Below are 24,470 nucleotides of genomic sequence, written 5' to 3'. Positions count from 1 at the left end.
CCATCATTTTCGATGGTCTATTTTTACGTCCAAAACAACAAGTAGATCTCGGCGATCCAGTGTGAAAAGTTACACTTAAATTGAATGTGCAGATTAAAAACAAAATATGAAATTGACTCAGATCAACAATATGTTAACTGTACTTCTAATTATTCTGTAATTTAATAAAGAACTTATATTCTTATGTTGATACATAGAAAAATGGAGGAAATAATCATGATAGCAGTAAGTGAAAAAGAAATTCTATTACTGAATAGCGGCAAAAATTTTAAATCATTACTTGAAATAATTGAATCTGTACCCAGCAGAAAAAGGGGCACTTCTATTGAAACTCAAGAAAGAGATAAGAATTTTCGAGATGTATTAATGCATCTGTATGAATGGCATGTAATGCTTGAGAGATGGTATAGGGAAGGTATGAGTGGAGATATTCCTTTTATGCCAGCACCAGGTTATAAATGGAGTTCTATCAAGTTACTAAATATGCAAATTTGGGAAAACTATCAAAATGTAACATTAAACCAAGCTATAAAAAAATTGATGTTAAGCCATGAAAGGATAATGGATTTAATTAAATCACATACCAATGAAGAAATCATGACAAAAAAATACTATAAGTGGACAAAAACAAGTAATTTATATAGCTATTTTGCAGCAAACACTACCAATCATTACATTTGGGCTATAAAAAAATGTGAAGTTATTGCAAAGTCTATATAAAAGAAGCGGAAAGGAGAAGTTTGTGAAATATGTACCTAAACTATTGGTTCCTCTAGTTGAACAAGTGGCTGCATATATGGGTAGATATTTCTTATTGAATTAACATAGCAGTTTAGTTAATTATAGAATAATTATTGAAGTTCACTTTTTATTTACAAGATAGGAGCAATGTAGGGAATTTCTGTTCAAAATCTTCTTGATGCAGACTAACAGATGTACTCTATGGCATGATAGTTTATCAAGCTTCCTCTCCCAGCCGTAGTATCTATAGCCAAATTATTAAAGAAATGAGTTGATTTTTTTACCATTTGTGTTTATTATTACAATTGTTAATATTAAAATATTTAGATAATTGTATTTTTGAACAGGAGAATTATATGAAAATCTATATCAGCCCCCCTACGAATTTAGAGGAGTTAGCTTTTTTCTTAGAGGTTATAAACAAAGATGACTACTCCCATATTGGATATTGCGGGGAAAATAAAAAGGAAATTTATGAAACTCTAACAAACGATTTCTCAGATATTGACTTGATGAAATCCCTTGTAGTTGCCTGTGTTGATGACAATATAATAGGTGCACTTGGATTTGACATAGATGAAGAAAGTAAAAGTGCTGAGGTTTGGGGTCCGTTTATTAAAAATGGTGAAATATTTCCTCAAATAGCAAATGATCTATGGGAAGCATTAGAGGATACTATTCCATTTGAACTAAACGAGTACCAGTTTTTTGTAAATGAAAAAAATACTTCAGTTAGGCAATTTATTGAAAATAAAAATGGAGTAGAAAATGGACATCATCTTATCTTAAAGGCAGAAAGAAATAGTCTAACGAATGGACAAGATATACATATTAAAACTTATGAATCTTCCTTTCACAAATCTTTTAGCGACCTTCATAATCTTGCTTTTCCAAATACGTATTATAGTAGTGAGCAGATTCTTTCGCGAATTAGTGAAAACAATCAATTATTCGTCATCCAAGACAACAATGTGGTAAAAGGATACGTTTATGTGGAGGCTATTCCACTTCACGGAGAAGGAGCAATTGAATTTATTGCTGTTTCGCCAGATTATCGGGGTCAAGGAATAGCAACAAAGTTAATGCAAGCTGCTCTTCATCATTTATTTTCATTTGAAACAATCGATGAAATTACATTAAGTGTAGGGGCTAACAACAAAGCTGCAATTGCTCTATATATGGCATCTGGATTTCAAGTAAAACATACTCTGATTGCATATAAAAGATAGAAAAAAATTAGTCTGATCGAGAAGTTCGTTCTTCATAGTTCTTTTCATGCTTGGTATCTCTCAATACTTGGTTGTTATGCTTTTCCTCAGGGTCGATGCCAGACATTGCATCATCGAAAGGTTGATAATTCACAGTAGGAAAACGTTTCTTCTTGATCAGTTGATAAGTTACACGAGCAATCAAGACAATAAAAAAAAGTCCAAATAGAATACTAGCTATATCCATCAAAAACACTCCTTTCATTATAGAATTCTACATCTAACAACAAATACCTTTATAGGGAGGTATATTCATTTATGCAAAAGGAAATAGAGCAAGCGATTATTTTGAGGAATAATGGAATGAAAAAACAATCAAACGAACTACTGCTACAGTTAGTAGAAAAATACCCAAATAACGCAAATATCCTCTACCAATGTGGTTGGAGCTTTGATGTTTTAGGAGAAGAAACAAAAGCTGTACCATACTACAAAAAAGCGATTGAACTCGGCCTTCCAAAGGATGAAATGGAAGGGGCCCTAATTGGATTGGGTAGCACATATAGAGCACTAGGTGATTATAAGAAATCGAAGCAAGTATTTATGCAAGGGATGGAACTATTTCCGAATAATAAAGCTATTCAAGTATTCTACGCCATCACTTTGTATAATCTTAGCGAACATTCAAAGGCTACCGAGTTATTGTTGGATGTAATATTGGAAACGACTGATGATAAACAGATTCTTGCTTACGAAAAAGCATTAAGATTTTACTCTAACCATCTTGATGAGGTTTGGAAATAAGGTAGAGGATTAAAGGTAATATTCATACGCATTCCATATACTTTCTCCTAATCTAACAACCTCATATATTGTAGGGTGTAATAAATTTCTTCTTTGCATAGAATATAGAGCATTAATAATTCTATTATTCGAAGGGAGAAGAAAATGGCAGTAAGGTTGATTCAAATTTCGGTTGTTTATTTTGCAATTGGGGTTAGTTTAGGAATGTACATGTCTATGGCTCATGATTATGCATTAACAGGTGTTCATGTACACATAAATTTATTAGGCTGGGTTTCGTTTGCACTTGCTGGGGTTGTATATCATCTATTTCCTGCAATTTCTAAAAATATGTATGCAAAACTGCATTTTTGGAGTGGAAATATAGGTATTCCATTAATGATGATTGGGCTAACTGTTTTAATATTAGCAGAAGCCGAGCAAGCTACGATATTTGTTGCGATAGGCGGGGTTTTAGTAGTGTTTAGTGTAATCATGTTCGCTATTAACGTATTACAAAATGTGAGAGCATAATTTTCATTTTAAAGGTACTGATAGAAATCAGTGCCTTTGAATTACATACTTTAATGTACAAGTTAATCAGTTTTATCCTAAATGATTATACATCTTAAGACTTAGAGAACTTCCCATCTCAGGGCCATAGGAATTGGTATTCATTTCTTTATAATGAAGTGTATAAGGTAAATAAATGGGAGGTTACAGCAGTGAGTATAAAAAAGGTTGGTATCATCGCGATTATTGTAATAATTTTAGGAGCAGCTTTAAATGTTGGGATGAGTATAGCTGGTGGATTTGTCAAAAATACAGAAGTAATTGAGATAGTGGAAGAGTTTACGAGTGTAGATATTACAGGGGATAACACAGCTATTGAAGTTGTTCGAACATCTAGTTCTAATGGGAAAGTTGAATTTATAAGCAAAAAAAGCTCACGTAGTAAAATGCAAGCATATGTTAAAGGCGATACTTTATATGTGGATATGAAAAAGAAGCTTTTTAACGGATTCAACATTGGATTCAATGCTTCAGGTAACAAAATTGTCGTAACTGTTCCGGATGAAAAATACGAGGAGTTAACAACGCAAACAGACAATGGTCAAATTATCGCAAGCGATCTCCAATTTGAATCAGTCAATATTAAGTCAGATAATGGGAAAATCGTATTAGAGGATCTGGAAAGTAAGAAGGTCAATGTAAAAACAAATAATGGGAAAATGGATTTTCACAATGTAACTGGTGATATAGAAGCCAAATCTGATAATGGTCAAATTTCGATGGTGACGGATAACCTAGACCGATCCATATCCTTAGAAACAGATAATGGACTTATTAGTATTCGTTCGACCAATGAACCAAAGAACGCAACAATTCATGCCGATGTAGATAACGGTAGAATTGATATTTTTGGTTCTTCTAACGAAGAAACAATTTTTGGAAATGGTAAGAATATGATTAGTATAAAAACGGATAATGGGGTAATTTCGGTGAAAAAGGGAAATTAAAAAAGAAATACAAGCAATATATTGACTAGTACCTTAATCTTTGTTAAATTGTTTCTTATATCATTTGTGAAGAGAAAATTCTAGTAGAAGAAAAACTCGTCCTTAATGGGCGAGTTTTTTTATGGAAGAAAGGAGCAGTCATTTGGTAAAAAATCTAATTGTAATTGTTGGCTCCTTTGTAATTGCTTTTGCGTTTAATGCATTTTTAGTACCTCATGAAATTTTAAGCAGTGGAATTAGTGGTATAGCTATTTTGTTAGGACTTATTACTCCTTTTGATACAGGTATACTTAACTTTGTTATGAATGTACCTCTTTTAATATTAGGGTATTACAAGCTGGGGAAAGAAATTACGCTTAATACGCTTGTATGTGTTTTATCGTTATCCATATTTCTATATGTAATTCCAGCGGAGTCTATTTCAGATAATATATTGCTCTCAGCTATATTTGGCGGAGCTATTGGAGGTCTTGGAATAGGACTTATTATGAAATACTCTGGTACGTCTGGTGGGATGGATATAATAGCTATTATTATTTCTCGCTCGAGTAATTTTAGTGTAGGTCTATTACTTACAGGGATGAATAGTGTGATCGTGCTAATTTCTGGAACTGTATTTAACTGGGAAATAGCACTATATACCTTATTATCAATATATTTAACTGGAAAAGCTATTGATACAGTTTATACCAATCATGAAAAATTAACGATGCAAATAATAACGACGGCAGCTGAACCAATCCGCCAGGAATTATTAGCAAGCATTTATCGTGGGGTGACTGTTACAGAAGGATATGGTGGATACACGCTTGAAAAAAAACATATATTAATGATGGTCGTTACTCGATATGAGATGTTGCAAATAAAGCAAATTATTCATAAGCATGATGAGAAAGCATTTATCAATATATATGAGACGGTTGAAGTCGTTGGTGAATTCGCTAAAAATTAAATGTTATGATAGTTTCACAAAAAAGCCGATATTCCTATATTTAGGAATATCGGCTTTTAAAAATATAAGAAAGTAGCATGATCACCTGATCTAACGCTACTTTATCAAATGAATACTCCTGCAAATTTCCGTATCATGCGGACGCGTTCTGCGTGATGAACGATGAACCATCAGTCGTTCAATCGTCGGTTCTGGTGGTTCATCTAATCTCCCGCATCCCGCCCGGAGTTACCGCTTTACACTGCAATCAAGTGAAGAGTACTTATCTTATAAGGAGATTTAATCTAAGATGTAAGATGATAGCGGGTTAGTGTCATTAACTAACGTTCCGTAGCGATTTATAAAATGTAGATTTAAATTTATACTAGTGGAATTTTAAAGAAATAGTAAGTGTCTAAACAATAAAGGAGAGAAGGGACCGAAATTTTCTTCGAGTGTTTACAATTTGAGTAGGTAAAATTACTGCTTAATTATCCAATAACGAACTAACCAGTTTCCAAAAGTTGTTGGAGTGCGAGGGACAGAAAAACGCAATAAGATTACCGAGAAAAGAGAGGCTTGTCGTGACTGCGGTCAAGACAAGCCTCTTAAAAATCAATCGGTAATAATATTGCAACAAGTCTGCCCAAAGCCTACTGAAATAGGTAGAAACAGGTTATGACCTTAAAGGACCGGGCATTGTTCTTGCCCGGTTTTTCTTATTCTTGATGAAAGGGATATTTTTGCCGATTTTTGGGCAAACTTAACAAGTAAATAAAATCATATTACAGAAAAAGAGGGTTACTATGGGATTTTTTTATGAAAAAAATAAAAATCAGTTAGAATCCACTACTCCTTCAACTAGCCAAGCGAAGGAATCATTTGAAAAACAAACATTACAAACTAACCTCCAAGATAATATAAAAATCGTTAAAGATACGCTCGGTGAAAGTACTGATATTGTAATTCGAGAGTTTCAAATTGGTAAAGAAGGAGTCCTAAAGGCAGGAATAATGTATACAGACGGTCTAAGCGATGCACCTGCTATACAGAACTTTATTATGGAGTCTTTAATGCTTGATATCAAAGATACTGATGTAGAAAACGAACTTAGTCTTAGTCCGAACCTTATGAAAACGTTAAAAGATTTTGCCATGACCGTGGGCGAAATCAAAGACTTTACCGATATCGATGAGTTATTTCTTTCCCTTTTATCAGGAGATGTCATTCTTTTGATTGATGGTTATTCGGAGGGACTAATCATTGGTAATAAACGTTGGGCTGAACGTGGAGTTACCGAAAGTACGACCCAAACAGTAATAAGAGGTCCAAGGGAAGCATTCTCAGAAAATATACGTATTAATACTGCCTTAGTGCGCAGAAAAATTAAAGATCCTCAGCTGTGGGTTGAAAGCAGAATAATAGGAAAGCGCACGAAAACTAATGTTGCAGTCATGTATATCAAAGGCATTGCAAAGGACGATATTGTGGAAGAAGTTCGGTTGCGTTTGAATCGCATTGATATTGATGGAATACTAGAAAGTGGCAATATTGAGGAATTGATTCAGGATTCACAAAAATCGCCTTTTCCAACAGTATATCATTCGGAACGTCCTGATGTAGTAGCTGCGGCCATCTTAGAAGGCAGAATAGCCATATTAATTGATGGTACACCTTTTGTGTTAACCGTTCCAGCATTATTTGTTCAATTTTTCCAATCTTCAGAAGACTATTATCAGCGTTCTGATATTACCAGTTTAGTTCGAGTCCTTCGATTTTTTTCATTTGTAATTGCATTACTTGCTCCAGCTCTGTTTATAGCGGCAACTACTTTTCATCATGAGATGATACCGACTGCACTTCTCATTAACTTGGCTGCCCAACGAGAGGGTGTCCCTTTCCCTGCATTTATAGAGGCAGTTATAATGGAAATCACCTTTGAAGTTTTACGTGAAGCAGGTTTAAGAATGCCAAGAGCTATAGGTTCAGCTATGTCAATTGTAGGGGCATTTGTTATTGGAACGGCTGCAGTGGAAGCAGGTATGATTTCTGCTGCGATGGTTATTATCGTCTCCATAACAGCTATTGCTAGTTTTGTTTCTCCTACTTACGACATAGCGATGTCTGTCAGAATCTTGCGATTTGTATTTATGGGACTTGCAGCTTCGTTTGGTTTGTTTGGGGTTATAGTTGGTTTAATTGCGCTTATTTTGCATTTATGCAGTTTACGCTCTTTTGGCATTCCATATATGTATCCAATTGCTCCGTTTAATATTTCAGATCAAAAGGATACATTTATTACAGTACCAATATGGCAAATGTTTACTCGTCCTCGTCTTATCAGTCAGCAAAATATAAAGAGACAGCAAAATCCAACTGCTGCAAAGCCGGGACCAGAAAAAGACCAATGATAGAAGTTAAGGGGATTAGTCAATGAAAAGAGGCATCTTCATATTACTGATTCTTAGCATCTTACTTACAGGTTGTTGGAATCGAAGGGAATTAAATGAGCTAGCCATAACTCTAGCCTTAGGTATTGATAAATCAGATGACGAATACCTAGTTACAGCGCAAATCGTTGTACCTTCAGAGGCCTCCATGAGCGGAGGTGAGGGGAAATCACCAGTTACTCTAGTAAATGGCCGAGGAGAGACTGTATATGAAGCCATTCGTAAAATGACAAAAGAAACGCCTAGAAAAATATATCCTGGACATCTACGAATGCTTGTAATAAGTGAATCATTAGCCAAAGAAGGAATTGGAGATTCCTTAGATTTGTTATCAAGGGATTGGGAATTACGATCTGATTTCTATGTTGTTGTAGCTAAGGAATCTACAGCTGAAGAAATATTGAACATTCAAACTCCATTAGAAAGCATACCAGCCAATAAAATGTTTAACACACTTAAAATATCAGAAGAAAACTGGGCAGCTACGGTAGGAGTTACATTAGATCAGCTTATAGTAGATTTACGAAGTGAAGGAAAAGAAGCGGTATTAACAGGGATTTTAGCAACAGGAAAGCGGGAATCAGGATCAAGCAATCAGAATGTGGAAACAATCACTCCCTCTGTTACAATTCGATATGATGATTTAGCTGTATTTAAAGCCGATAAACTTGTAGGGTGGTTAACAGAAGATGAAAGTAGAGGCTATAATGACATAATAAATCATGTGAAAAATACAGTGACTTCCATATCTTGTCCAGAAGAAGGAAAAGCTTCTATGGAACTTCTTAGTTTCAAAACAGATGTTAAAGGCAATGTTATAAATGGAAGACCGGAAGTGGATGTCAATGTTAAGATTGAGGCAAATGTAGGGGCGCTAGAATGTCCAATTGATATTACTAAATTAGAATCAATTGATGCACTAGAAAAAATTCTCGAAAAACAAGTGGAAAAAACCATTAATAATTCTATTGACAGTGTACAAGAAAAATACGAGACAGACATATTTGGTTTTGGAAATGCTATACATCGCTCAAATCCGAAAGAATGGAAAAAGATGAAAAAGGAATGGGATCAATATTTTACTGAATTAACTGTAAATGTAAAAATTAACGCAAGAATTGTGAAAACTGGTACAGTGGATAATTCTGTAGTAGAAAAAAGAAAGGACTAACTAATTATGCTGAAAAGCGTAGGAATACTCCTAGTAGCTGCCGTCATTCTTTTTATTGAAGTTCCATCTCTTTTGGAAAAAAAGTATAAAAAAGAGTTGATTGTATTTTTGATTCTTCTTGCTTTTGGAGTTGGGCTAGGTATTACATATAGTTTTGGAAAATCTATTCCGAATCCAATTGATCTTCTAAATTTCATTATTAAACCATTACATGATGCGCTGACTCGTCAGGTGAATTAGAACAAAAAGTGAGGTGGAAATATTATAAGATGCAAAACGTTAAAATAAATTCGTACCAATTTCTAGTTTTAGTTATCTTATTTACGATAGGTACGGGAATCTTAGTTGTACCATCAGTTTTAGCTGCTGATGTGAAGCAAGACGCTTGGATTGCCGCAGTATTTGGTACGAGTATTGGACTTTTGATAATATGGCTATTCACAAAAATAGGTCTTTGGTTTCCTAACCAAACTATTATCCAAATGAATGAAACACTTTTTGGAAAATGGTTAGGTAAAGCCTTTTCTTTCTTATTTATATTCATTAATCTTCTATTTACTATTATTCTCTTGTATTATTCTGGTTCATTCCTTACCACACACGTGTTACCAAATACACCAATGGCAGCCACTAATATTCTTATGGCGTTTATATTGGTAATGGCTGTTCGTCTTGGAATTGAGACCATTGCTCGTTCTGCAGAAATCTTAATAGGTGTTTTCTTCCTACTATTTATTATTTTAGTGGTCTTTATTGCACCTGAAATCGAAATTAAAAACATTCAGCCTGTATTTGAGGCAGACATTAAAAGTTTCTTTCATGGAACCTTATCATTGACCGTTATCTCTTCCATCAATGCAGTGGCTTTATTAATGGTTTTTCCTGCCTTTATCAACAAACCTGAATCTGCTAAGAAATCTTTCTTTATTGGAAATTTAATAGGTGAAATAGTCATTATTATCATCACACTTTTATGTGTTTTGGTATTAGGCTCTGATTTGACTGACAGACAAATGTATCCAAGCTACGGATTAGCCAAAAAGATAAACATTGGGAATTTTATAAATCGCATAGAGGTACTGATGGCTACGCTTTGGATTATTTGTCTCTTTTTTAAGATGGTTCTATATTTTTTCGCATCTGTCTTTGGGCTGGCGCAAATTTTAAATTTGAAAGATTATCGTCCCTTAACTTATCCGTTAGGGATGATTGTCGTTGTCCTATCGCTTGTCGTTTTTTCTAATGTTGTGGAGCAACATACTTTTGATTCGACTACATCTATTTATTTTTCATTGTTGATAGGACTTCTTTTACCTCTTTTGATGGTAATTGTATATTCTGTACGAAAAAAACAATTAAAAAAGGAAGCTAAACCTTCGTAACTAAATATTACACTAAAATACCCTGCGATTTTAATTTGGTAGGGTATATTTTGTGCTTAGTTGATTATCAGGGTAATTGACTAAGTTAACAGCTTTATAAGTAAATATTGCCTATAATCTTTTTTTCAATATATCTACTCACACAATGGAAAACCATACATTTATTATTTCTCTAATACAAAAGGTAGATGTAGTCGAACTTTTCAGGATTGGTTAATAGCTTTCGTACCTTTTTTGAAGTAAAATCCTAAAGAAGAGCTTGGAATTTTTCAGGATTTTATCCAATTAGTTCATTCATATTATGAGAAAGTGATGCTAAGCTAGGATGTATAAGATAATGATTCTAATAGCTAGGTTGATAATTATTAATGTGTACATCACTTTAATGAACTACTTGAAGCGAAAGAAAGGATCGATAGACACATGAATTTCAAAGAACTCAAACATTTACCTGAGTATGATAATGTGTTAGTTGTAGATCAAAATGGTATTACAATTTTCTACGATTTAGCTGATTTACATATTTTGAAGCATATTGGGCTCAAACCAGAAGAGTTTTTAAGAAAAAGCGTTACATCCTTTTATAAAAACTTACCAATTGAAGAAAGTACGTTAATGACAGTTTTAAAAACCGGTGAACCTTTATGGAATATCAAACAACAACTGACATCCAATAATGGGTTTACATATATTTCGAAAAGTTCTACTTTTCCTCTTCATAATGGAACTTCAATCGTAGGAGCTATAGAATTTTCAAAGCACTACTATCAAAAAGAAAATATACAATTACTGGACCAGTTTGCTAGCCATAAAATGTATCGCAAAAATAATACCATTTATACAATCGACAATCTTGTATCTCAAAGTAATATTATGGAAGAAATAAAGAATAAAATTAAAAAAGTTTCTAGTACGGATTCCACAATTTTAATAAACGGGGAAACGGGAACTGGAAAAGAAATTGTTGCACAGTCCATTCATAATTTAAGTAATCGGTATACTCAACCATTTGTTTCGATAAAATGTGCTGAAATACCTTCTTCTTTGTTAGAACATATACTATTCGGAACTGAAAAAGATACTTTTACTGGAACACCTGATTTCCTTGGAATTTTAGAGCAAGCAAATGGTGGAACTATCTTTTTGGACGAAATTAGTGCTTTCGATATTAAACTTCAAGCTAAACTATTGAGGGTAATTGAAGACAAGCTCATCCGTCGAGTTGGTGGAAAACAGGATATTCACTTAAATATACGTGTAATAGCCGCTACTAATGATAATCCTGATAAATTAGTGAAAGAAAATTTATTACGTGAAGACTTGTATTATCGATTAAGTGTCTTTCAATTAGATTTACCACGATTATCTGACCGGAAAGAAGATATTACTCCACTTATTGATTACTTTATCGAATTTTATAATCGACATATGCAGATTAAAATTGAAAAATTGGATGATCAAGTAAAACTAGCTTTCCAACAATATAATTGGCCGGGTAATGTAAGAGAACTTAAGAATGCAATAGAAACAGCGTATAATAATGCAAGCTCGAAAGAGATTAACTTAAATGATATTCCAGCGAAAATAAGAAACTACTCAAGTGTATTAGAGAAAAAAAGTTTTACCGAAAATAACTTTAATCTAAAAGATAAAGTGGAGGAATATGAAAAAAATCTAATTGTGATAGAACTAAATATCACTGGAGGAAAACTTGCAGAAACCTCTAGAAGGTTAGGTATTTCAAAGCAATTATTAAAATATAAAATGGAAAAATACGAATTAAGGTAAAAATATTTTTACGAAAGGGGGTGAAAAATTTACCTCCTTTTTTTATTTGACATTATTAATTATGATAAAAGCATCTATTAGAAAATTAAAACATTGATTTATACATTTAGATGCTTAGAATGTCGTTTGTTTTGTAAGGGTTTTCAATAGGGAAAGAACGAGAAGAGGGGTAAACGTATGAAAAAACCAATTCAACATAGTATGATAGTAGGTTTTGCATTATTTGCGATATTTTTTGGTGCTGGTAATTTAATATTCCCACCTTCCATTGGAAATGTTTCGGGATCTGAATGGGTATCCGCATTAATTGGGTTTTGTGTAACAGGCATTGTTTTGCCACTTTTAGCAGTGGTTGCAATCTTAAATGCAGGAGGTAGGTTTGAAGACTTAACAAGACCGATTAGCCCATGGTTTTATAAAGCTTTTAACTTACTATTAATGGTCGGCATTGGAATGCTAGTAACTATTCCAAGGATGTCAGCAACAACACATGAGCTAGGGGTTCACCAGTTGTTTCCAAAGGTGCCCTCTTTAGTCACTATTGTCGTGTTTTTTGCCATTTGTTTTTATTTTGCAATGGATAAATCAAATGTTATAGATAAAATAGGTAAATTTCTTACACCTGTGTTAGTAATTATTCTTTTGTTCATCGTTGGAAAAGGTATTTTTGATCCAATCGGTGTACCTGTTGTAACTGAGATAAAAAATTCTTTCTCAAATGCTTTCATAAGTGCTTATCAAACTGGGGACGTAGTAACTGGAATCTTTTGTGCACCAATATTTATAGCTGCAATAACGGCTTTTGGTTATAAAGGTAAGCAAGCTCGTTCGATGGCATTAACAGGAACGCTAATTGCTGGTATAGGATTACTAATTGTTTATGGAGGATTATTATATCTCGGAGCTTCAGGAAGTGGTCTTTTTCAAACTGGAATTGAAGACACTGCTTTAGTTTCCAACCTAATAGAAATATCACTCGGTAATTTTGGTTCTATAGCTCTAGCTGTTGCGATTGCATTGGCGTGTTTAACTTCAGCTATTGGTGTGATTGCAGTAATTGCAGACTTCTTGAATGACTTAACGAAAAACAAACTAAGCTATCGGCTATGGGTTGCTATTGTATGTATTGTTGGTAGTGTAATAGGATCCGCTGGAGTTGGAGCAATCGTCACTTATGCAATGCCAATCTTCACGGCATTATACCCGGTGGCAATTGTATTAGTAATTCTAGGTACTTTCCGTAATTTTGTTCCAAATCCAGGATCTTATCAAGGAGCTATTTTGTTAACGTTCATTGTTAGTCTTTTTGAAACTGTTGGTTCACTTGGTTTATCAATACCTTTTGTGACAAATATTATTGCAAATCTACCTCTAAGTTCAAATGGCTTCAGTTGGTTAGTACCTGCAATTGTTGGATTTGTTGTAGGAAGTATAATTCATAAGTTTTTTGTGAAAAAAAATAACGCATCGCATTCTATCAATTCTGTGGAGGTTCAATGAATTAAGAATTTTAAAAATTTCTTCTGATGCACCAGCAACTGCATGGGCTGAACGAGTACATCCTTCGTCGGCATAAAATTTGCTGTAACAAAAGTAGTATGTGAAGAAATTGACCAAATTTACTTATAAGAAACTTACCACCATGGCAAGATGGTATATCAAAAAGAAGCAATTTCTTTAACAATATAAGTATTAAAATGTACCGAGAGTTTAATAGACTCTTGGTATTTTTTTGACTATAAAGTAGGGTTATAATTACTTGAAAATATTATCACAAGGAATTTTATATCCAACAAAATTAGTTTCTTGTCTGGAAGTTAAAATACATCAATTATCTAAATGGTTCACTTATAATCTTCGGTTTCATTGTCAATACTATGCAATATCAATAAATGTTAGAGGGTTGTAATTTGAAAGTCGTTGGACCAATTAGTATATTACATGTCATCTTCTTATCGATGACGGTTATCGGTTTAAAAAATCATGTAACTATCCTTCCACCACTTTTACTTGTCGGAGGTAGAGATGGATGGGTATCTGTCCTATTCGCTGCGATGGCAATAGCACCTTGGTTATTTCTTTTAGTTTATGTCCAGCACAAATCAAAACAAGCGCCGATTGGAGATTGGTTAAAGTCGGTAATTGGAACGGTTGGTTCTACCATTGTGCTAAATATTATTGCAGTTTATCTTGTTATACTTGCAGCATTTACGATGGTTGAAACATTGAAATGGGTAACTACAACCTTTTTACCAAAAACACCCTCGTTTTTGTTATTAATCATCTACACAGTACTTTGTATTCTATTAGCTTCAACAAACATACAAACAATTGCGATAGTTAACGTAATTGTTCTTTTTGGAGTAGTTGTTTTAGGTTTTTTTGTAGCGTTTGTGAATATTCAAGTGAAAGATTACAATTTATTGCGCCCTTTTTTTGAAAATGGTTTTCAACCAGTTTTTGACGGAATGGTATATCCCGCATCTGGATTTGTAGAATTGCTACTGCTCCTATTCCTACAGCATCATTTCAAAAAACGCATTAAATGGTTCCATTATGCGCTAATGCTATTTATTTTAATGGGTTTGACAATTGGTCCTCTCATGGGTGCAATTACTGAGTTTGGTCCAGTTGAAGCGGCTAAGCAAAGGTATCCTGCTTATGAAGAATGGGGACTTGTATCAATAGGCCGTTACCTTGAACATATGGATTTTTTCTCTATTTATCAATGGCTTACAGGTGCACTAATAAGAGTAGGATTCATCTTATTTATTGTTGCAGACGTGTTAAAAATGAATAGGAAAAAAAAGCAAATTTGGATCATACTTTTACCAGCTTTTTTCTTGACTTGTTTATTGTTATTTCTTTTAAGTGAAAGTCTTTTTCTTGAGATTAAAAGGAATTATTTTTTAGTAACTACGTTCTTCTTCTTTTTCATATTGTCAATCTTTTTTGCAAGTGTTGCTTGGATTTCAGGAAAGTCTTCTAAAAAGATATAAATAGGAAATTCACAAGGGAAGTGGTGTATAGGGATGCAATCAGATGTCGAGACAATTGAATCTAACACCTTGCATCAGTTATTTAAGAATTCCGCTGATGTACAATTCCAAGAGTATACATTCCAACAGCATAAAGTTATGTTCATTACATGTGACGCAATGATTGACCAGCATTTATTAAATGATGTCATTGTTAAACGTGTTCAACTATTGTGTGAAAATGTGGTGGATAAATCGATGGAAGAAGCTATGTTTGCCCAATTACACATTCCAGATTTAATAAAAGTGGAAGACAAGGCTGAAGCTATTTCACTTGTATATACAGGGCATTTGTTACTTTATTTTGATGCTGAAAACCTATTATTTTCGAGCAATATTGCGAAAAAACCGAATCGGAATCCTGAAGAGACGAGAATGGAAGTTTTAATAAAAGGACCGAGAGACAATTTTATTGAGGATATTTCTGTGAATATTGCCTTAATACGAAAAAGATTGCCAACAAATTCACTATGCGTGGAAAAATTCGTTTTGGGAAAACGTTCAAAAACGTCGGTTGCAATACTATATTTTGACGATATCGCAAATAAAGACATTTTAACTGAAATAAAAGAACAGTTAAGAAAAGTTGACACAGATATTATTTTCAGTGGGGATATATTGATGGAAAAGGTCAACAAAAGCGCTAAAATATTTCCTCGAAATGATTATACAGGGAGACCAGATTACGCTATCCAAGCTCTTGTGAGAGGTAGATTTCTCATTTTTGTTGATGGGGTTTCATATGCCATAATCACTCCCGTGAATTTATTTTTACTTTTAAAGTCAGGTGAGGATAACGAATATCCCGTTATTTTCAGTTCACTTGAACGAATACTCCGTGTGGCAGGCATATTAATTGGTTTGTTTCTACCTGCTTTTTGGCTAGCATTAACATCATATCACCAAAATCAAATGCCACTCCAATTACTTGCAACAGTCGTGCAAGCAAATACAGGTCTCCCTCTGCCTTCTGTGCTTGAAATGCTCCTCATGTTAGCTATGTTTGAATTGTTCCGTGAAGCAGGACTACGACTGCCGTCTGTCATTGGTGGTACTATCAGTGTTGTTGGAGGATTAATCATTGGTGACGCTGCAATTCGAGCAGGTCTTACGAGTCCTGCAATGATCGTTATTATTGCTATTTCAACCATATCAACATTTACTTTGGTCAATCAATCTTTAGTAACAGCGGTAAGCATATTACGAATTTGTTTAATTTTTATTACTGCATTTTTTGGTTTGTTCGGCTTTTTTATTGGATTTTACTTTACAATTATTTATTTATCGAATATTCGAATATTTGGCGTTCCCTACATGAATATTGCATCAGATTTAAGTTGGTCAACTATATCCAAATCATTATTCCGAATGCCTTCGAAATATTATAATAAGCGTCCGAAGGTGTTAGATCCTCAAGACGATACACGAACTAAAGAGGTACAAAAATGAAGAAAAAAATAGTAATCATTTTTATTTCGCTTCTAATCCTTCTTTCAGGGTGTTGGGATGAGAACGAGCCTGAAAGAATGCTTTATATATATGGTTTAGGAATAGATTATAAAGATGATAAGTATGAAGTATATGCTCAAATTATTGATTTTACTATGTTGGCAAAAACGGAACAACCTAATCCTCAGGCTACTCAAGCTGAAGTGGGTCATGCTTCTGGTAAAACTGTAGATGAAGCGTTATTTGAGCTATATCATTCAATGGATCAAAAGCTCTTTTGGGGGCACTTGACGTATCTTGTTTTATCAGAAGAAGTGCTCAAAAATGGTAATGCCAATCCGATTGTAAACACTTTTGTTCGATATAGAGAAACTAGATATCAAACCTGGGTGTATAGTACACAAGATTCTGTGAAAGAAGTTATGTTACTAACTCCGATCTTAAATAAAGCAATTTCGCAATCTAAAATTGCTGATCCAATGAATTCATATAAACAAGAATCCTTTATTGAACCAATCAATTTACGAAAGATGATTATAAGACTGAATGAGCCAAGCCATGAAGTAAATATTCCGTTGGTATCTATTAAAGAGAATTGGGAAACGGAAAAAGGTCCTGATAAAGTTGCAGCCATGACAGGAGTTAGTGTGATCACTCCGAAGGGCTTTAAGCAAACTATAATGCTAGACAAAGTCAGAGGATTACAGTGGATGACTAATGAAACAAAAAGAGGAGAAATAACAGTCAATTTAAATTTGAATAATGATAACTATCTTACTGTTGCTTTAGATAAAATCGAGGTGAATGTAAAACCAGTTACTGATAAAGGTGAAGTGATGTTTGATATTAATATAAAAATGGAGGCTACAGTAAGTGGATTTATAAGTAAAATAACAGAAGCAGAAGTTCGTAAAGGTGTAGGAAAAGAAGTTAAGAAAGAAATTGAAGAAACTTATACAGAAGCATTAAAACAGGACATTGATATTTATCGTTTATCGGAATACTTGTATAGAGACAATGTTAAAGTGTGGAAAAAGGTTCAAAAAGAAGGTAAGGTTGAATTGACAGAAAACTCCATAAGAAACCTAACAGTGAATATTAGTAAGGTTAATTCAGGAAGAAGATCATTCAGAGAAACTATTTCGGAATAACGAAGCACAATAATTTTTTACCCCATCTATTTACGGAATAATTTTTAATCTTGTTTATATAAGGCATAGAGCATTCTCCACCTGTGAAATTCAAATCGACATTTTACAGGATAGATTTAAGGAAATGCTCAATTTTCTATTTATTTCAAGACTAGAGCTAGATGAAATCAAGTTTACGAAAATATACTCCAACAGTAATTAAAAGGGAGCATACAACATTTGTTGTTCGAAAAGATAGTATTATAATATGTTTTCAAAACTCTTTACTGGTGAAGTGGTTCATCAAAAAGCGAATTTGCATTTAGAGTGAAGTTACGCACGATGACACACAAAACAAAATCTAAAATACTCTCAGAGCCAATCTGAAGCATGGTGATTTTTTGTGAATATTTGATTAAACTATCTTTTTCTTTAAGAAAACTACGATATTTTTAATAAGGTTCCCAAATACATATTTGGGAACCTTATTTTGTGATAAAATGGGAGTAGAAGAGGTGGAAGCAATGCGAAGAGAATTACCAAAAATAGTAAAAGATTTTCTGGTCTATTTAACGACTATTAAGGGGAAATCTTTACGAACACGAAAAGAGTATGAGTATGACATCACTTTATTTTTAAGATTTCTAATAGCAGCGGAAAATGATATGGATATAACTAAAATCGATGAAATCATTATTAAAGATGTAACGATTGATTTTATAAAAGAAATTTCACTGGAAGATATGTATTTGTTTTTGGAATACTGTGAAATACAGCGCAGTAATAGTGCTGCTTCTCGTGCAAGGAAGGCAGCGACGCTTAAATCCTTTTTTAAATATTTGAAGGGGAAAAGAAGAATGTTGGACGAAAATCCAGCGGATGAATTGGAAACACCGAAAATCGGTAAGAAAAAGCCGATTTATATGGATCAACAAGAGGCAGAAATATTTATAAGAGGAATAAAAAAAAGTAATCATTACTATCGAAATTATAGTATGATCATGTTCTTTTTAAATTTAGGTCTTCGTGTCTCGGAGCTATGCAGTTTAAACCTTACATCTATTCAAGACAATGTATTGCATGTGATAGGTAAAGGGGATAAAGAACGTACCGTTTTCCTAAACAAAGCTTGTACCGTTTCACTACATAAATATATGGAAAAAGAACGCCAATACATACAAGATGCATCTACAAATCAAGCGCTATTCCTGTCACAAAAAGGAACTAGACTAACACGGCAAACCGTGGCAAAAATCATCAAACAAATCAACCAGGATTCTGGCTTAAACAAAGAAAAACTAACACCGCACAAGCTAAGGCATACATCTGCAACTATTATGTATAAAAGTGGTGCTGATATTAGAAGTTTACAGCACATTTTGGGTCACACCAGTGTATCAACTACACAAATCTATACACATGTGGAAGACAAAGAAATTGAACGAGTGATAGAAAATAATCCTTTCAATCAATTAGGTTAACATAATATTATTATGGTAACTAAATGAAAATTGTATGAGCAATTTCACTTGTAGTAAAGCATGATGAAACAAGATGCTCTATATGAAGGCTTTTCACATATATTTGAATAACTTTTTGAATGATGGGAATATACTACAATATACGCAAACGGAATCGGTGGTGTAAAAGGGGGCAATACAACTTGAAAATATCGGAAATTTACAAAAGGTATTTAAATGGGGAAAAATTTAAAAGCATTAGTGAATTAAACCTACGAAGCTTGCCTATAAAACATGCGGCGGATTTAGTTGGATCTTCGCCAATTATGCAAGAAATAGCTAAGAAACACTCAAAAAGTTTAAAATACAAAAAAAAATACCCGCTTTGAAGAAAGCGGGTAATCATTAATTATTTTTTTGATAACTTGTCATTCTCCTTACTAACGGTTCTGATTTACTTAGATGTATTGGTTTAACGATATCACCAGTTATAGTTTTAACATTTTTATTTCTTTGTCTTGAGCTAAATCGGCTTAAATTTCTTGCTGCACGTTCTTTAACGTTTTCGGTATTGATTGGAGTTTTTACACTAACCATATTAATCACTCCTTTTCTCAATGATACATGATTTTTTAACTCTAGGTCAAGAGAAGGTATCTACGTTCGTATCCTCTTCGTCGTTAGTCAAGGCGACCATATACTCAATATTTTCTAGGTTTTTACTAATAGTTTTATGGAGCAGTTCAAATAAATACTTGTCTAAAATATCAAATGAATAGGAATAACTTTCTATTACAGTAATGTATTCAGTATAATTATAGGGGAAATAGAACACAAGATAGCTTTTCTTCCATAAATTATCCTCATCGATTTTGTTACAAACCGCGGATTCCCCAGATTCTTTAGATTCCTCCACTAGATCATACAATTTTTCAGGTGCGGTACCATTGTATATTTTATAAGTAAAGACACCATTAATTGGATGATTTTTGTATCCTAGTTGAGTTTCAGCTAGAAAATATTCTAATACTTCTTTAAACTCTATCGTAGATTCAGCCAAAAAATCTAAAGTTCTTCCGGAAGCATCATCCCCAGTGAAGTACGCCATAAGTCTTGCTTTAGTTCCGCTGATTTCAACTGTTTCTATTGCAGCCTGTTCAATATTATCTACCTCAAATTCAAGGTTTAAAAACTTAAATCTCTTTAAACGTTTAAATGCAACCGGTATTGTTAGAAATAAAAGCAGCCAAATGAAAAGTAAAAAGAGTCCCCGAAAAATGATTTGATTAAAATTGGACTCTACGAAAGGCTGAATAATTATCGAAAATGCTGTTTTACTTTCTTGTGTATTACTAACAATTTTATCTGTTTCTGATCTATTAATAGAGGAATCGTTAGTGCTAGTGTTTTCAGTTAGTAGAAAAAAAGCTTTCGGATTATCTTTCAATGTAGTGAAACCAATTAGTATTGATGCAACAATCATCCACGATAATATAAGCGTGATTCCTGCTGTATAAAAGTACGGAATCAAAAAATTTAACCATTGAAAAAACGTCCTTTTTTCTTTGCTCGTATTTATATTCTGTATTTCTCTCACCTCATTTTTCCTATAAATTTAGTTTATCGATGTTTCTTTGATCCATCAATAATGAAATATATGTGTTTTTATACAAATTAATAAATTTATTCTAATAATAATATTATGTAAACTAGATTTGTAGTGAAAATTATTCTAGGCAAGAATACCTGCTTGCCTAGAATAATTGGTTATTTCGTTTAATGAGTAAGTTGAATGATTCCAAATCCATCCGCTTCGATACTAACTTGAGTAGCTTCTATTTCCACATCTGAACTATAGAGGATGTTATAAGTTTGGTCTTTTTCAAGTGTAAAATTTTGTTTACTAGGGCCAGGATTAATTAAGACTAAAATAGTTTTATTAGCGCTATATTTCTTATAACCAAATATACCATTTGCCTCAGTAGGGTGCAGGAAAATTACAGAGCCTTCATTAGCTAGCAGTTTTTCTTTTTTCCGAAGTGCATTTAGAGTCCGAATATGATTTTTAAGCTCCTGCTGATGATTTTCTTCGTTCCAGTCCATGCATTTTCTACATCCAGGATCTTGGGCACCTGTGAGACCGATTTCGTCCCCATAATAAATACAGGGAGTGCCCATGAATGTTAAAAGAATAGTAAAAACCTGCTTCGTTTTATTAATATTCCCTTCGCATTCCGTAAGTATTCTTGGTGTATCATGACTACCTACAAGATTAAACGTATAGTCAAACACAGTTTTTGGGTAACTATAGTAAACCTTACTCATATTTTCTATGAATTGCTTTGAGTTAATACTATTATTTGCTAAAAGATTGAGTACGTTCGTTTTAAACGGATAATTCATCACAGCATCAAACTGATCTCCTCTAAGCCACGGCATGGAATCATGCCATATTTCCCCAAGAATATATATATCAGGCTTTGCTTTTTTTACTATTTTTCTAAACTCGCGCCAGAAAGGCTGATCTACTTCATTTGCAACATCAAGTCTCCATCCATCAATATTAAATTCATTTATCCAATAGGTGCCTACATCAAGCAGATATTTCTTCACCTCTGGATTAGCAGTATTCAACTTTGGCATAGATTCTACAAACCCAAATGCTTCATAGTTTGGCTTTTCTCCTCCAACTACCGGGAAGTCGTGGATGTGGAACCAATCCTTATAAGGTGAATTTTCTCCCTTTTCTAAGACATCTTGAAAAGGCGGAAAGTAATAACCACTATGATTGAATACGGCATCAAGCATTACTTTAATACCTCGGTTATGACATTGTGCTATAAGTTCTTTTAAAGCATCTGAATCGCCAAACTGAGGATCTATTTCCATATAGTCAATCGTATCGTATTTATGATTCGAGTAAGCTTTAAAGACTGGAGTAAAATAGATGCCATTTACCCCTATGTCAGTAAGGTGGTCTAAATGTTCAGTAACACCGGCGAAATCACCGCCAAAGAAATTATCTACTGCGGGAGGTTCGCTACCCCATGCCTTTACATTATCGGGATTTATTGAAGGATCGGCATTCCCAAAACGTTCTGGAAATATTTGATACCAAACAGTATCTTTCACCCATTTTGGAGCTTGGAACTGTTCATTTTCGTGTAAATAAGGAAAGCAAAAATAATAATCACTATCTACTGGTATGCTGTCATAAAATCCTTTTTCGGTATAAATTATCTCCTCTGTTGATGAATTCAACTTAAAGCCATATCGTAGTCTATTAGTTGCTGCAAATACTTCCGTTTCCCAATAGTCAAATAAACCATCGTTTCCAACTAAATTCATGGGTGTTTCCGAAAACTGCCATTGCCCATTACTCCAAATGTATGGATCACCCATTATTAATGTCACAGTATTTACATCATGTTGCTTTGTTTTGAGCCGTATTTGAAGCGTTTGATCATTTAGTAAATAAGCGAAATTATCAGTCGAACGGTGAAAAATAGCTGTTTTTTCCATAATACATCTCCTAATTAAACAAATTTTTTGACGTTTATTTAACTCAAATACTTGTGCACAACATATCACGATACAAGATGAAAGAGAATTATAAATAAAATATTTAAAAAATTTATAAAAAATAGATTGTTTCCTTCTCAAATAAATGTATAATAAAACCATAAGTTGTGCAATCGCTTTCATAAAATTATTGCTAGTATTATTCTTCAAATCTCATATAAAGACCACTAGTAGATGCAAAAGAAGATTTTTAAGTAATATTTATGATAGCGCTTTCTTTTATTTAATTGTGCAAACGGTTGTCCGACTTTGGGATGTAGTGTTCAAACAAAAATGTAGGAGGGGTTAAAAATGAAAAAGTCATTAACTTTGTTGTTCATGCTAATTATTACGGTTGTTTTACTTGTTGCATGTGGACCGAAAAGGGAGGAAACAACTCCAGCGAACACGGATGAAAAAGAACCAGAAACAGGAGCAGAATCAACGGAAGAACCTGCAAAACCGGAAAAGCTTATTGTTTGGGAAGACACAGATAAATCTATCGCTCTTAAACCTGCAATCGAGTCTTTTGAGAAAGAATACGGTATTAAAGTTGAGTTTAAAGAATTAGGTATGGCAGATAAAATGCGTGAACAACTACGTTTAGACGGCCCTTCGGGAACTGGTGCAGACGTAGTAACTTTACCTCATGATCAAATTGGTCAAGTTGTTACAGAAGGTTTGATTCAAGAAATTGAAGTAAGTGACGAAATACTTTCTACTTTTAGTGAATCAGCAGTAACTGCACAAAAATATGATGGGAAGCTTTATGGATTACCAAAAGCTACAGAAACACCTGTATTTATTTACAATAAGGCTTTAATGACTGAAGCACCTGAGACTATGGATGATGTATACGCGTTTTCAAAAGATTTCACAGATGGGAAACAGTTCGGATTCCTAGCGTTATGGGATAACTTCTACTTTGCTCATGGTGTTATTGGAGGTATGGGCGGGTACGTCTTCCAAGAAAATGATGGAGCACTTGACCGAGATGATATTGGTTTAAACAATGAAGGTGCAATCGCTGGAGCAGAATATATTCAAAAATGGTATGCAGAAAGTTTATTCCCTAAAGGAATTATTGGGGAAAGCGGCGGTTCAGCTAAAGATGGTCTATTCAATGAAGGAAAAGTCGCTTCTGTAATGGACGGTCCTTGGGCTTTCCAAAGTATGAAGGACGCTGGAATCGATATTGGGGTTACAGCAATGCCAACTCTTCCAAACGGAGAGCATATGAAAACATTTATGGGAGTAAAGGGATGGCATGTGTCAGCTTTTACAGAACATGAATACTGGTCAACAAAATTAGTGGAATGGTTAACAAATGAAGAAAATGCAAAAATTCGTTTCGAATTAACGCAAGAAATTCCACCAGTTACAACATTGATTGAAGATCCAATTATTGCTGATAATGAAGGTGCAAAAGCAGTAGCACTACAATCTCAATACGCGGTTCCTATGCCTAATATTCCTGAAATGGGAGAAGTATGGGGACCTGCAGCATCTGCACTTCAAACAATTGCTACTGGTAAAGCAGAACCGAAAGCTGCAATGGATGATGCAGTGAAAACGATTAAAACAAATATAGAAACTAATCATCCGAATTAACTACAAAAGCGCAAGCGCCTAATCAAGCTCCGACAAGCGTTGAAATCTTGAAGCGAATCAGGCGGGCTAGGCGCTGAAGCTAGACAGATACCATGTCATAAACATAAACGTTCTTATTCTCTATCAAGGCAAAGGCATGTTTCCTTTTTGGGAGCATGGCTTTGCTTCTATAATTAGTACTTTAGGAAATTTGCATGAAAATATGAGAGTATTCTCCTTTCAAAGGAAAGAAGGAGGCGGCATTTAC

The 24,470-nt window shown here is 33.8% G+C and carries 22 protein-coding genes; 18 read left to right on the top strand and 4 right to left on the bottom strand.

Going from position 1 to position 24,470, the window contains the following annotated elements; all coding sequences use genetic code 11:
- Positions 1 to 216: 216 nt before the first annotated feature.
- Both KD050_RS00435 and KD050_RS00430 read left to right on the top strand, forming a co-directional pair.
- Entirely contained in the window at positions 217 to 720 is a 504-nt protein-coding gene (locus tag KD050_RS00435) for a ClbS/DfsB family four-helix bundle protein (protein ID WP_211894324.1), read from the top strand.
- A 377-nt stretch (positions 721 to 1,097) separates the two neighbouring features.
- On the top strand, positions 1,098 to 1,970 hold the full coding sequence (locus KD050_RS00430; RefSeq protein ID WP_211894323.1) for a GNAT family N-acetyltransferase: 873 nt from the start codon (positions 1,098 to 1,100) through the stop codon (positions 1,968 to 1,970).
- Positions 1,971 to 1,977: 7 nt separating this feature from the next.
- Here the strand turns inward: KD050_RS00430 and KD050_RS00425 are convergent, their stop codons facing one another.
- A complete protein-coding gene (locus KD050_RS00425; RefSeq protein ID WP_211894322.1) occupies positions 1,978 to 2,196 on the bottom strand; it encodes a DUF3951 domain-containing protein in 219 nt (72 codons plus the stop codon).
- Between the two features lie 71 nt (positions 2,197 to 2,267).
- On the opposite strand from KD050_RS00425, the gene KD050_RS00420 reads away from it, so the two are divergent.
- From KD050_RS00420 to KD050_RS00350, 15 genes are all read left to right on the top strand, one after another.
- On the top strand, positions 2,268 to 2,753 hold the full coding sequence (locus tag KD050_RS00420) for a tetratricopeptide repeat protein (protein WP_211894321.1): 486 nt from the start codon (positions 2,268 to 2,270) through the stop codon (positions 2,751 to 2,753).
- A gap of 144 nt (positions 2,754 to 2,897) precedes the next feature.
- The gene (locus KD050_RS00415; protein WP_211894320.1) at positions 2,898 to 3,266 is read left to right on the top strand and encodes a cytochrome-c oxidase; all 369 of its coding nucleotides are present in this window, start codon (positions 2,898 to 2,900) and stop codon (positions 3,264 to 3,266) included.
- Positions 3,267 to 3,457: 191 nt separating this feature from the next.
- Positions 3,458 to 4,252: a DUF4097 family beta strand repeat-containing protein gene (locus KD050_RS00410; protein WP_211894319.1), complete on the top strand. Its 795-nt coding sequence runs from the start codon at positions 3,458 to 3,460 to the stop codon at positions 4,250 to 4,252.
- Positions 4,253 to 4,373: 121 nt separating this feature from the next.
- Entirely contained in the window at positions 4,374 to 5,204 is an 831-nt protein-coding gene (locus KD050_RS00405) for a YitT family protein (RefSeq protein WP_211894318.1), read from the top strand.
- Between the two features lie 785 nt (positions 5,205 to 5,989).
- Positions 5,990 to 7,594 carry a spore germination protein gene (locus KD050_RS00400; RefSeq protein ID WP_211894317.1) on the top strand — a complete coding sequence of 535 codons (1,605 nt, stop codon included), beginning with the start codon at positions 5,990 to 5,992 and terminating at the stop codon, positions 7,592 to 7,594.
- 22 nt (positions 7,595 to 7,616) lie between these two features.
- On the top strand, positions 7,617 to 8,804 hold the full coding sequence (locus tag KD050_RS00395; RefSeq protein WP_211894316.1) for a Ger(x)C family spore germination protein: 1,188 nt from the start codon (positions 7,617 to 7,619) through the stop codon (positions 8,802 to 8,804).
- A gap of 6 nt (positions 8,805 to 8,810) precedes the next feature.
- Entirely contained in the window at positions 8,811 to 9,044 is a 234-nt protein-coding gene (locus KD050_RS00390; protein WP_211894315.1) for a hypothetical protein, read from the top strand.
- 29 nt (positions 9,045 to 9,073) lie between these two features.
- Positions 9,074 to 10,186 (top strand): GerAB/ArcD/ProY family transporter, encoded by a 1,113-nt coding sequence (locus KD050_RS00385; protein ID WP_211894314.1) that lies wholly within the window; start codon positions 9,074 to 9,076, stop codon positions 10,184 to 10,186.
- Between the two features lie 423 nt (positions 10,187 to 10,609).
- On the top strand, positions 10,610 to 11,974 hold the full coding sequence (locus KD050_RS00380; protein WP_211894313.1) for a sigma-54 interaction domain-containing protein: 1,365 nt from the start codon (positions 10,610 to 10,612) through the stop codon (positions 11,972 to 11,974).
- Between the two features lie 177 nt (positions 11,975 to 12,151).
- On the top strand, positions 12,152 to 13,474 hold the full coding sequence (gene brnQ / locus KD050_RS00375) for a branched-chain amino acid transport system II carrier protein (RefSeq protein WP_211894312.1): 1,323 nt from the start codon (positions 12,152 to 12,154) through the stop codon (positions 13,472 to 13,474).
- 410 nt (positions 13,475 to 13,884) lie between these two features.
- The gene (locus KD050_RS00370; RefSeq protein WP_211894311.1) at positions 13,885 to 14,973 is read left to right on the top strand and encodes an endospore germination permease; all 1,089 of its coding nucleotides are present in this window, start codon (positions 13,885 to 13,887) and stop codon (positions 14,971 to 14,973) included.
- 33 nt (positions 14,974 to 15,006) lie between these two features.
- Positions 15,007 to 16,461 (top strand): spore germination protein, encoded by a 1,455-nt coding sequence (locus KD050_RS00365; RefSeq protein ID WP_211894310.1) that lies wholly within the window; start codon positions 15,007 to 15,009, stop codon positions 16,459 to 16,461.
- Positions 16,458 to 17,612 (top strand): Ger(x)C family spore germination protein, encoded by a 1,155-nt coding sequence (locus tag KD050_RS00360; RefSeq protein WP_211894309.1) that lies wholly within the window; start codon positions 16,458 to 16,460, stop codon positions 17,610 to 17,612. The genes KD050_RS00365 and KD050_RS00360 overlap by 4 nt, the downstream gene beginning before the upstream one ends.
- 503 nt (positions 17,613 to 18,115) lie before the next feature.
- Positions 18,116 to 19,072 (top strand): tyrosine-type recombinase/integrase, encoded by a 957-nt coding sequence (locus KD050_RS00355; protein WP_211894308.1) that lies wholly within the window; start codon positions 18,116 to 18,118, stop codon positions 19,070 to 19,072.
- Between the two features lie 182 nt (positions 19,073 to 19,254).
- Positions 19,255 to 19,440 (top strand): hypothetical protein, encoded by a 186-nt coding sequence (locus KD050_RS00350; protein WP_211894307.1) that lies wholly within the window; start codon positions 19,255 to 19,257, stop codon positions 19,438 to 19,440.
- A gap of 16 nt (positions 19,441 to 19,456) precedes the next feature.
- On the opposite strand, the gene KD050_RS00345 is transcribed toward KD050_RS00350, so the two are convergent.
- The 3 genes from KD050_RS00345 to KD050_RS00335 form a co-directional block, all read right to left on the bottom strand.
- On the bottom strand, positions 19,457 to 19,648 hold the full coding sequence (locus KD050_RS00345; RefSeq protein WP_211894306.1) for a hypothetical protein: 192 nt from the start codon (positions 19,646 to 19,648) through the stop codon (positions 19,457 to 19,459).
- Positions 19,649 to 19,694: 46 nt separating this feature from the next.
- Complete coding sequence (locus KD050_RS00340) at positions 19,695 to 20,648, bottom strand: hypothetical protein (protein ID WP_211894305.1); 954 nt, start codon at positions 20,646 to 20,648, stop codon at positions 19,695 to 19,697.
- 179 nt (positions 20,649 to 20,827) lie between these two features.
- Complete coding sequence (locus KD050_RS00335; protein WP_211894304.1) at positions 20,828 to 22,573, bottom strand: glycoside hydrolase family 13 protein; 1,746 nt, start codon at positions 22,571 to 22,573, stop codon at positions 20,828 to 20,830.
- Positions 22,574 to 22,924: 351 nt separating this feature from the next.
- On the opposite strand from KD050_RS00335, the gene KD050_RS00330 reads away from it, so the two are divergent.
- Positions 22,925 to 24,223 (top strand): extracellular solute-binding protein, encoded by a 1,299-nt coding sequence (locus KD050_RS00330; protein WP_211894303.1) that lies wholly within the window; start codon positions 22,925 to 22,927, stop codon positions 24,221 to 24,223.
- Positions 24,224 to 24,470: the final 247 nt, after the last annotated feature.

It is taken from the genome of Psychrobacillus sp. INOP01, from assembly GCF_018140925.1.
Classification (GTDB): domain Bacteria; phylum Bacillota; class Bacilli; order Bacillales_A; family Planococcaceae; genus Psychrobacillus.
The sequence above is the reverse complement of the archived record's forward strand: the minus strand, read 5'-3'. Positions and strand labels throughout refer to the sequence as shown.